The following is a 5601-nucleotide window of genomic DNA, read 5'->3' on the forward strand; positions in this document are numbered from 1 at the left end:
GATTATTCGATTTCAGGAGATTATTCAGCTTTGGGGTTATTCGAGGTTAGGATTATTCGGCTTTGGGGGCTTCGGCTTCGGGTGCTGCTGCCTCAGGTGCCGGGGCTGCTTTGGGGGCCTTGGGCTTTGCTGCTTTTTCGGCCTTGGGTTTTGCCGCTTTTTCAGCTTTGGGCTTTTCGGCTTTCTCTGCTTTGGGTTTGCAGGCTTTTCTGGCTTTGGCTGCGGGTTTGGCTTCGGCTTCTGCCTTGGCTGCTTTTTCGCGGAGGAGGTGTTCTTCGTTGAAGTGTTCGATGTTTTTACGCATTGATTCGGCTTCTTTGTTGAGCACTTCGATTTCGCGTTCCTGGTTGCGGATGGTGGTCAGGAGTGAGCTGAGTTCTTCGTTGTCGATTGACATGGGATATTGTTCTTCGACGCGGACGATGAAGTCGGCGAGGACGTTCATGTAGTTGGTGAAGGCGTCGAAGGGGGTGTCGTAGGGTGAGAACTGTGAGTGTACCGAGCCGTCGTGCATGTTTTTGGTTGACATGTAGAAGAAGTGGTCGGCGGCCTGGAGGTAGTACCAGTCCTGTTTGAGTCGGCGGTCCTGGCAGAGGCGTACGCGTTCGCTGACGGAGTAGAGTTTCTGGAAGGCTTCGTTCTGGAGTTTGTTGCCGAGCCATGCCGAGGTGTCGCGTGCTTCGTCGGCCCATGAGATGGGGTGGAGGATGGAGAGTTCGGCGACGGGTTTGAGTTTGCTGACGGCTGTGGATGGAGTCCAGAAGTCGATGCCGCGTTCTTCGGCGAAGCGGGGAAGGGCTTCGAGGAATTGGAAGATGCCTGTCTCACGGGGCTGGAAGTCTCCGAAGACTTCGAGGTTCATGAAGAGGTTGATGATCTGTTCTTCGGCTGGGGTGGATGCGATCCAGTCGATGTATTTGTCGGCTGTGAGGGGGTAGTCTTCCCAGGAGGTGTTGCTGAAGCGGTCCGAGATGTCGTCGCTGAGTTTGTCGTTTTTGAGCAGGATTTTCAGTTTGGGGTCTGAGGCTGCGCTGTAAACGTAGTTTGGCGATTTCCATCCGAGGATGTGTTTGGCTCCTTCGGTGATCACGCCTTTGTAGCCCATGCTGTGGATGAGTGGTGCGAGTTCGTCGCTGTAAATCAGCTCGGTGTTGCGGAGCACTTTGGGTGTCTGGCCGAAGAGTTCCTTGATTTTTTCGTCGTGGACTTTTACCTGGTTGATGAATTCGTCAGGGTCGGCGAGAGAGGAGAGTGAGTGGGCGTATGTTTCGGCGAGGAATTCCACGCAGCCTGTCTCGGCGAGTTTTTTGAGCAGGTCGATGAATTCGGGGACGTACTGTTCGAACTGTTCGAGGGCTGTTCCGGTTACGGAGATGGCGCATTTGAATTTTCCTTTGGAGGCTTCGATCATGCGCAGGAGTGATTCGGCTGCGGGGATGTAGCTCCGGTGGGCTATGCGGCTGACGATGTCGTCGTTGGCGAAGTCGTCATAATAGTAGTGGTCGTTGCCTATGTCGAAGAAGCGATATCTTTTCAGACGGAATGGCTGATGGATCTGAAAGTAGAAACAGATTGCTTTCATGAGTTTTTTATGTTTTGGAAGCGGCGTGTCGGTTGGGGTTGAGGAGCGCCGGCTTTATTTGTTTAACACCTTGTTATATATATCAATCACTTTTTGTCCGGCTTTGTCCCATGTGATGCGGTTGACTTCGGCGAGGCCGTCTTCACGCAGCTGTTCGTACATTGCTGGATAGGTCACAATGGAGTTGATGGCGTCGGCCATCGCGTCGATGTCCCAGTAGTCGGTCTTGATGACGTTTGTCAGGATTTCGGCACAGCCGCTCTGTTTTGAGATGATGGAGGGGACTCCCATCTGCATGGCTTCGAGGGGTGAGATGCCGAAGGGTTCGGAGACGGATGGCATGACGTAGACGTCGGAGGCTTTGAGCATTTCGTAGACCTGCGCTCCTTTTTGGAAGCCGGGGAAGTGGAAGCGGTCGGCGATGCCGCGCTCGGCTGCGAGGAGGATCATTTTGTTCATCATGTCGCCGCTGCCGGCCATGACGAAGCGGACGTTGGGGTTGTTCTTGAGTACTTTTGCGGCTGTCTCGACGAAGTATTCCGGTCCTTTCTGCATGGTGATTCGTCCGAGGAAGGTGACCACTTTGTCTTTGCTCTTGTGTTCGGGGACATTGAGCTGTTCGGGGGTGAGCGGGGTCACTGCGTTGTGGACGGTTGTGACTTTGGCGGGGTCTATGCCGTAGTGATTGATGACGGTGTCGCGGGTGAGGTTTGAGACGGTGATGATGTGGTCGGCGTGGTTCATGCCGTCTTTTTCAATGCCGAACACTGTCGGGTTTGGTTTGCCGCGCGAGCGGTCGAATTCGGTTGCGTGGACGTGGATGACGAGGGGTTTGCCTGACACCTGTTTGGCGTGGATTCCGGCGGGGTATGTCAGCCAGTCATGCGAGTGAATGATGTCGAAGTCGATGGTGCGGGCGATGACACCGGCGCAGATCGAGTAGTTGTTGATCTCTTCGACGAGGTTGTCGGGGTAGCGTCCTGAGAACTCGATGCAGCCAAGGTCATTGGTGCGCATGTAGTTGAAGTCGGCGTAGATGTGGTCGCGCAGGCGGTAGTAGAGATCGGGGTTCATTACGTGGCCGATCCGGTCCTGGACGTAGTCGCGGTTGACGTCGCGCCATACGATGGGGACCTGCGACATGCCGATGATGTCGGCGAAGTGTTTTTCTTCGTCGCCGAAGGGTTTGGGGATGACAAATGTGATGTCCATATCGCCACACTCCCACATACCCTTAGTGAGACCGTAGCTGGCAGTGCCGAGACCGCCGAGGATGTGAGGGGGAAATTCCCATCCGAACATTAAGGCTTTCATGGGCGTGTGATGATTAGTCCATTATGAATTTTTTGAGTGTGGTGAGGGTCCGGAGCACTTCGGCTACGTTGGTTACGTGGCTGATGGCTCCACGGCCTGTGAAGGGCGGGTTGGCGTCGTAGAGCTGGGAGAGTGAGCCGATGCAGCCGTTTGACATTTCGTCTTCGAAGCCGATGAGCATTCGGTCGATGTAGCTGACACCGCTCATGCCGAACACCTTGAGGTAGGCGTCGGAGTAGAATCCCATGAGCCAGGGGCGTGCCGGGCCGTTGTGGAGGGCCATTTCGCGTTCTTCGGGCGATCCGAGGTAGCTTGGGCGGTAGCCGTAGCTCTTGGGCGAGAGGGTGCGGAGGCCTTTGGGGGTGAGGAGTTCGCGGGTGACGATGTCGAGGATGCTCTTGCGCTGGCGGCGGTCAAGCGGGCTGTAATCGAGTCCGATCGCGATTGCCATGTTGGGGCGCACGGAGGGATCGGCGTAGGTGTTGTTGACGTAGTCGTAGAGGTAGCCGTAGTCGTTGAGGAAGGTGCTGACGAAGGGTTCGGCCATCTTTTCGGCGGCTTCGCGGAATTTGGTTTCGTCGGGGGTGCCTTCGGCGAGTTTCGAGGCGAAGATGAGTGCGTTGTACCAGAGTGCGTTGAATTCGACGAGGAGTCCTGAGCGGGGGATGATCGGACGTCCGCCAAGTGAGGCGTTCATCCATGACATCGGTTTGCCGGTGCCGTCGGTTGTGACCATTCCGTTGCCGTCGACTTTGAGCAGCGGGTGTTTCTGGGCGAGGATGAAGTTGAGGATTTCGCGGACTTCCGGGAGGTATCTTGCGGCTGCGTCTTCGCGTCCGTAGGCTTTGGCATACTGCTGGAGCGCCCAGACGGCCCAGAGGGGGATGTCGGGGAGGTCGATGCCGTGGATGCGGGCGTCATGCTCGCCGGTGGTCATGAAGTGGCGGAGGGCCTTGAGTGCCGTGGATGCGATCTTCTCGAAGTCTTCGCGGTGGTTGATGGCGATTGTGGCGCCGGGGAGTGCCATGAAGGTGTTGCGTGCAAGGATCTTTCCCCAGGGGTAGCCTGAGAGGAGATACATGCTGTCTTTGTCGTTGAGGTAGCACTGCTTCACGGCGTTTTTGAGGCAGTTGAAGAAGGATGAGCGGCAGGTGCGCTGGGCTATTTCCTTTTCATACATCTTGGAGAGGGAGCGTGGAGAGACTTCGCTGAGTCCGGCGGAGAAGATGATTGACTCGCCTTTCTTGATGGGGACTTCGAAGTAGCCGGGAACCCAGAGGTCTTCGCAGTAGGGGACTCCGCGTTCGAGGTCTTTGACGTATTCGAATCCGTTATACCAGTTCGGCTCGTAGGTCCATGTGGGCTTGTGGCTGAACTGCATGTAGAGTGTCGGGTAGCCGGGGTAGAGGCATGCCGAGACTCCGTTGTTGATTTCGGGGATTGTCGGGTCGAGGGCGTTGTTGGCGATGCAGAGTTCGTTGGCGTTGCGGAAGGCAAGGACCGGACGGAAGCGCAGTGTTGTCGGAGAGTGTGCCTCGACGAGTGTGTAGCGGATCAGGATGCGGTTTTCGTTGGAGATGAAAATTTTCTCTTTGGTGAGAATCACACCGCCTACACGATATGTTGTCCGCGGGACGTTTTCGCAGTCAAATTCGCGGATATATTTGTGGCCGTTGGGACTCATCACTCCTCCGCGGTAGCGGTGAAGCGCGAGGTTGAAGGGGACGCCGTGCTGATATACGGTTTCATCGAGCGACGAGAGCATCACGTGCCATGAGTTGTCCAGTTCGGGGACCGGGACAACGAGAAGTCCGTGTTGCTTGCGGGTGTTGCAATCCACTATCGTCGTACAATGATATGCCCCTGATTGATTAGTGCGGAGCATTTCCTTTGGAAGTGACTGCTCCAGATTAATCATGAGGTTTTTATCAAATTTAAGATAGCTCATGTAAGGGTATAGATATAGATTATGATGTTAGATTCCTGACGGATGATATTAGAATTGATGCTCTCCGGCCGGTATCTGCCGAAGGCATGGTATTGTTTTAAGTCACGAATTTAACCTATTGTCGTGATAAAAGCAAATTTTGTCGTGAAAAAAGTTAAAATAGACTATAAGGGTGTTGGAGGGCTATGTTGTTAAACATTATATTGCTTTTCGGACGGTGTTTTTCGTGTATGGCGGCTGTTACGGGGGTGATGGTCGGGGGTGATAAAAAAGGCTTCCGGACGGATGGTGTTGATGACCATCCGCCCGGAAGCGATATATTTTTTCAGTGATTGAAGGAGTGTCCTCTTTGATTATTTGAGGATGTCCTTTACAGCGTCGTTGGGAACCATCTGTTCCTGGAAGGTGTAGGCACCGGTCTTCGCCGACTTAACGACTTTGATGACCTTGCTGTAAGTGCGGCCTTCGCCTTTTTGCAGAGATGCAACGGTTTTCTTTGCCATGAGTCAGTGAATTATTTAATTTCTTTGTGAACGGTAACTTTCTTGAGGATGGGGTTGTATTTCTTCAACTCCAGGCGCTCGGTGGTGTTCTTGCGGTTCTTGGTTGTGATGTAACGCGAAGTACCGGGCATGCCCGATGCCTTGTGTTCGGTACATTCGAGGATGACCTGAACGCGGTTGCCTTTAGCTTTCTTTGCCATCTTCTTATAAAATGTCTAAGTATTTGATTTCAGTTATATAACCCTTTGCGGCTG

5 protein-coding genes are annotated in these 5601 nt (G+C 54.0%); all 5 read right to left on the reverse strand.

The annotated features are described in order from the left end of the window. Positions 1–52 precede the first annotated feature (52 nt). The 5 genes from K2H17_RS00185 to rpmG all read right to left on the reverse strand — a co-directional run bounded on the left by K2H17_RS00185 (position 53) and on the right by rpmG (position 5547). Positions 53–1582 (reverse strand): glycoside hydrolase family 57 protein, encoded by a 1530-nt coding sequence (locus K2H17_RS00185; protein WP_300130030.1) that lies wholly within the window; start codon positions 1580–1582, stop codon positions 53–55. 54 nt (positions 1583–1636) lie between these two features. Beyond that, complete coding sequence (locus K2H17_RS00190; RefSeq protein ID WP_300130032.1) at positions 1637–2896, reverse strand: glycosyltransferase family 4 protein; 1260 nt, start codon at positions 2894–2896, stop codon at positions 1637–1639. Between the two features lie 13 nt (positions 2897–2909). Next, entirely contained in the window at positions 2910–4844 is a 1935-nt protein-coding gene (locus tag K2H17_RS00195; protein ID WP_300130034.1) for a glycogen debranching enzyme N-terminal domain-containing protein, read from the reverse strand. A 353-nt stretch (positions 4845–5197) separates the two neighbouring features. Next, positions 5198–5347, reverse strand: coding sequence for a DUF4295 domain-containing protein (locus K2H17_RS00200; RefSeq protein WP_123614064.1), 150 nt, complete (start codon positions 5345–5347; stop codon positions 5198–5200). A gap of 11 nt (positions 5348–5358) precedes the next feature. Beyond that, positions 5359–5547, reverse strand: a complete 189-nt coding sequence (gene rpmG, locus K2H17_RS00205) for a 50S ribosomal protein L33 (RefSeq protein ID WP_107033239.1) — start codon at positions 5545–5547, stop codon at positions 5359–5361. Positions 5548–5601: the final 54 nt, after the last annotated feature.

Origin of the sequence: Duncaniella sp. (assembly GCF_029054785.1) — a bacterium.
In the GTDB taxonomy this organism is placed as follows: domain Bacteria; phylum Bacteroidota; class Bacteroidia; order Bacteroidales; family Muribaculaceae; genus Duncaniella.